We start from the raw sequence: 4,200 nt of genomic DNA on the forward strand, positions 1-4,200 counted from the left end.
AATCTTCGCAAGTAGCTCCGCAACGAGAATCCAATCTTTGTCGAGTTTCTCGTGGAGATTTCTCCTTACGTCGAAATGACAAGATTGTGTGTTAATTGGGGTTGAAATATAACTATTCGACAATCTCCCCAACAAAACCCAAAAACTCCATTTCATCCATAGGAAACAAATGCAGAATCGTTTCCAAAATCAGACTCACATTAATAGTTACACTTTTATCCTTTTTAGAGAAATTATGCATGTCGTTATCAATTGCTAGAATGCATAATTTTAGTAAATCGGTAATAAGGCAGCCGAGTTCTAAATAATTGACTACTTTAAATTGTGCGGTAAAAGAGTTGGCTTCATTGGTTGGTTGTAGCGTTGTAAAATACTGAGCGGTTAATTTTTGCAGTTTTTGTAGCTTTTCTGTTTGGTTTGTTTCCATAAGGCGTATATTTTAAATGATTTGCAATTTGACTTTTATGAATTTTATATAAGAAAAATTGTACTTTTGTTTGATTCGGCGAAGGAAGAAATAGATTTTGCTGTACGAAATCATTTTTTACTGTATCGCACGGCGTAAAATCTGTTTTTTACATTTTACCGATTTTGACACTTTATTATTATCTTTGAATTATGAGCACACTAACAAAACCAAATCATATAGGGCGAAAAATAAGCCGTATTCGTGAACTTCGTGATATGAAGCAGGAAGCTTTGGCGCAAGCTTTAGGAACAAATCAACAAGCGATTTCGGCTATGGAAAATAGCGAAACTATTGATGACGAAAAACTTGTTGAGGTGGCAAAAGCACTTGGTGTATCGGTTGAAGCGATTAAGAATTTTTCAGACGAAGCTGCAATTAATTATTTCAATACTTTTAATGAAAGTCCTAATAATTATTTTGGACTTAATAATTGCACTTTCAATCCATTAGATAAATTAATGGAAACGGTAGAAGAAAATAAAAAGCTTTACGAGCGTTTGCTTCAAGCAGAAAAAGACAAAATAGAATATTTAGAAAAATTGCTAAATCAGAAATAGTAAATTTTATATAAAAGAAAACCTCTCAGAAATGGGAGGTTTTTTATTTTACAAAAAAATATCGTTTTACGGCTTTCCTCAATTTAGAAGAAATTTGTTTGTATATATTAGCAACCAGAAAAATAGAGATGAAAGGCTTTCTCGGAAAGGCAAATCAATTATAAAAACCAAAAACTATATATAACCTCAAAAATTAATTTTAAATGAAAAAAAGCATTTTTATTTTAGGATTGCTATTTATTACAAGCTTGAGTTTTTGCCAGACCAAGGTTAAGCAAGACATAAAAGCAACTAATAAAACAGAAAACAAAACATACGACTCAAAACTTTTTGGATGCTGGAAAGGCTCTGAAACAGGACAGCAGCAAGATGGTGTAAGTAAATATTGGGTTTCATGCCGTTTTGAAAATGGAACTAGTACTTTATTATTTGTTGTAATTTATCCAAGCGGTAAAGTCGATCAAACAACTGAAAATGGCAAATGGTGGGTTGAAAACGGAAAGTATTATGAATTGCATAACTACGATGGCGTAATTGATGTTTACGATTATCAGGTTACAGAAGAAGGAGTTAATTTTCAATCGGTTGAATTAATGGGAAAAATGGACAATACTTATAAGTTTACCGATTATAAAATTGCTGATTAAGTGAAATTGCAAGATTATAATTTAATAGAAAAGTCTCTCAGAAATGATAGGTCTTTTTGTTCATCTATTTTATACTTATATATTTACTTTTAATAAAAAAACTTGCTAAACAAACCAAATGAAAAGAAAAGTACTTCTATTTTTTTTAATGCTTTGTGTTTTTACTCAAACTAATGCTCAACAAAAAATATATGATTTGTCGAGCTATGCATCAAATTTTGTAAACGTTAATGATCGGTTTATGTTTGAATCTAGTACAGCCGATGCTGGCCGTGAAATATGGCAGAGTGATGGCACGACTTCAAATACAAAATTGATAAAAGATATATATCCAGGCTCGGGATCTTCGGTTATAGAAACATTGAGAACTGGGGCAATGATGAATAATAATTATTATTTTATTGCTAAAGACAAAAGCTCTACTGGAGAAATATGGAAAACCGATGGAACTGAAGCTGGAACTACAAAAATTACGAGCTTTCTTAATGGCAGAGTTTTAAAACTTACAACAGTTGGAAATTCAATTTATTTTTTGCTTAAAACAGAAGAAAATGTAATGCAAGTTTGGAAAACTGACGGAACAACAGCAGGAACAGTAATTGTTAAAGATAATGTATCAATTTGGAATGAGCCAACTTTTGAAGGAAAATGCAACAATACTTTTATCTTTACTTTTCAGCCTTATCTAAGTGATATGTCAAGAGTATGGAGAAGCGATGGGACAGCCGATGGGACATATCCTATTACGGAAGAAATGGACGGTAACGGTTCTGGTTCGGGAGGCACACCTGCACTTTCACATTATATTGAAAATGATAATAAATTGTATTTTGTAAGCAGATATTATTTGTATTCTACAGATGGTACAGTTGGTAATACAAAAATTGTCTCCAATGTATGGGATGCGCATACTGATTTGGTTTTTTATGGAAATGTTATTAAGGCTGATAATAGTCTTTATTTCATGTTTTGGAATCATGAAATCTTAACTATGCAAATTTGGAAGTATAATTTAACAAACAATCAAACCTCTATAGTATATGAGGGATATGGTCAAAAATATTTTTTTCCGTCTAATTTAATTCAAGCAGATAATTCTTTACTTTTTTGCGGTCCAAATAATACGGGAGGAACTTCATTGTTATCAATGGATTTAAGTACAAACGCTATAACAAATTTAAAAGAACTTACTCCAAGTGCAGTCCAACCATTCATATTTAATGAAATATTTGATACTGCGACTATTTTTAAAATTAATAATAATGATTATTTTATTAATACAGCATCAGAAGAACCATTGCATAAAAGAAAAGGTTGGATTTTAAACAAAAGCTCGCAGTCTATAGAAAATGTTGCTGCACTTGATAATTTTTGGGATGGAATCGTTTATAAAGATTTTTTGTATTATGTAAAAGACAATACATTGTGGAAATACGCAAGTAATTTGAATACAATTGTATATGATAAAAGAGAATTTGTAACAGTATTTCCTAACCCATCATCAGATTTTGTTCAAATTGGTTCAAATGACGAGAATAGCATCGAAAGCGTTCAACTTTTTGATTTAAATGGTAGACTTGTAGATGCTTTGTCAGATTACCAGAAGAATAGAGTTGACGTATCACGCTTAAGTAGTGGAGTTTATAATATGAAAATTAAGTTTAGTGGCGTTTCTTCGGTAATCAATAAAAAAATAATTAAAAAGTAGTCATAATTTAGAATGCTCAAAGGAATAATAAAAAACCTCTCAGAAATGAGAGGTTTTTTTATATCAGCTTCAACAAATTAGACTTTCTTTTTTATGGAAGTTTTTGGTTTATGTTTTAATTTTTCGATAAGCGCATCTGCTTTTTCATTTTCAGAAATCGAACGTAACGATTCTGCGTATCGGTAATAATAAACAGGATCTAAATCTGTGGTTAGAGCAAAGAGTTCGCTGTACCATTCGGCAGCTTTTTCTAGTTCGCAATTTGAATAAGAAGAGTTTCCTAGTTTCTGAAATAAATCTACAGACTTGTAGCCCTTTGCAGCAACCTTTTCGTAGGTTCTTATAACATCGACATAAGCATATTTTTCGCCGATTTTGTCTGTTTTATAAAAAGTTTCAGTTTGCGCGGCTGCACGAAACGAAAATACGATTAACAATACTAAAATAACAAGTTTTTTTTGCATAAGTTTTAGTTTGGTTCAGGCATTCGTATTTTAAATTGTTTTTGAGAATAGTTTTGCTGTCAAAAAACAGCATTAATCAATAATCAAACGTCAATTTTGGCTTCTTATTTTATGCGTAATGTTATTTATGTTGTACAAATATATGTAAATCAGTAATGTAAGTTGTTTTTTAACGATGTTTTTTTGATTTTATCGATTATATTTCGTTCTTCAAAGTAATTGATTCTGTGTGTTTTACATTTTGTTTGTAAAAAATTTAATTTTATATCAATTAAGATTTTCAAGATGATAGTTCAGCTATATTTAAATAAAATAGAGGTTTTGCAAGATGAAGAATCAAAGACTGCATTTTCAG

Annotated in this window: 5 protein-coding genes; 3 read left to right on the top strand and 2 right to left on the bottom strand. The window is 30.7% G+C overall.

Annotated elements, in window-relative coordinates; translation table 11 throughout:
* Positions 1-112 precede the first annotated feature (112 nt).
* Positions 113-427: a hypothetical protein gene (locus B3J44_RS05155; RefSeq protein WP_286966395.1), complete on the bottom strand. Its 315-nt coding sequence runs from the start codon at positions 425-427 to the stop codon at positions 113-115.
* 191 nt (positions 428-618) lie between these two features.
* Here B3J44_RS05155 and B3J44_RS05160 point away from each other — a divergent pair, with 191 nt between their 5' ends.
* From B3J44_RS05160 to B3J44_RS05170, 3 genes are all read left to right on the top strand, one after another.
* Positions 619-1,026 (top strand): helix-turn-helix domain-containing protein, encoded by a 408-nt coding sequence (locus B3J44_RS05160; protein ID WP_286966398.1) that lies wholly within the window; start codon positions 619-621, stop codon positions 1,024-1,026.
* A gap of 203 nt (positions 1,027-1,229) precedes the next feature.
* The gene (locus B3J44_RS05165) at positions 1,230-1,673 is read left to right on the top strand and encodes a hypothetical protein (protein WP_281631861.1); all 444 of its coding nucleotides are present in this window, start codon (positions 1,230-1,232) and stop codon (positions 1,671-1,673) included.
* Positions 1,674-1,791: 118 nt separating this feature from the next.
* On the top strand, positions 1,792-3,381 hold the full coding sequence (locus tag B3J44_RS05170) for a T9SS type A sorting domain-containing protein (protein WP_286966415.1): 1,590 nt from the start codon (positions 1,792-1,794) through the stop codon (positions 3,379-3,381).
* A 77-nt stretch (positions 3,382-3,458) separates the two neighbouring features.
* On the opposite strand, the gene B3J44_RS05175 is transcribed toward B3J44_RS05170, so the two are convergent.
* A complete protein-coding gene (locus tag B3J44_RS05175) occupies positions 3,459-3,845 on the bottom strand; it encodes a flagellar motor protein MotB (RefSeq protein ID WP_198856957.1) in 387 nt (128 codons plus the stop codon).
* Between the last annotated feature and the right edge of the window lie 355 nt (positions 3,846-4,200).

This window comes from Flavobacterium sp. UBA4854, from assembly GCF_002399805.1.
GTDB classification, from domain to species: domain Bacteria; phylum Bacteroidota; class Bacteroidia; order Flavobacteriales; family Flavobacteriaceae; genus Flavobacterium; species Flavobacterium ginsengisoli.

Coding starts and splice junctions, on each gene's coding strand:
- B3J44_RS05155 (WP_286966395.1), bottom strand. CDS start 427: ATGGAAACAAACCAAACAGAAAAGCTACAAAAACTGCAAAAATTAACC.
- B3J44_RS05160 (WP_286966398.1), top strand. CDS start 619: ATGAGCACACTAACAAAACCAAATCATATAGGGCGAAAAATAAGCCGT.
- B3J44_RS05165 (WP_281631861.1), top strand. CDS start 1,230: ATGAAAAAAAGCATTTTTATTTTAGGATTGCTATTTATTACAAGCTTG.
- B3J44_RS05170 (WP_286966415.1), top strand. CDS start 1,792: ATGAAAAGAAAAGTACTTCTATTTTTTTTAATGCTTTGTGTTTTTACT.
- B3J44_RS05175 (WP_198856957.1), bottom strand. CDS start 3,845: ATGCAAAAAAAACTTGTTATTTTAGTATTGTTAATCGTATTTTCGTTT.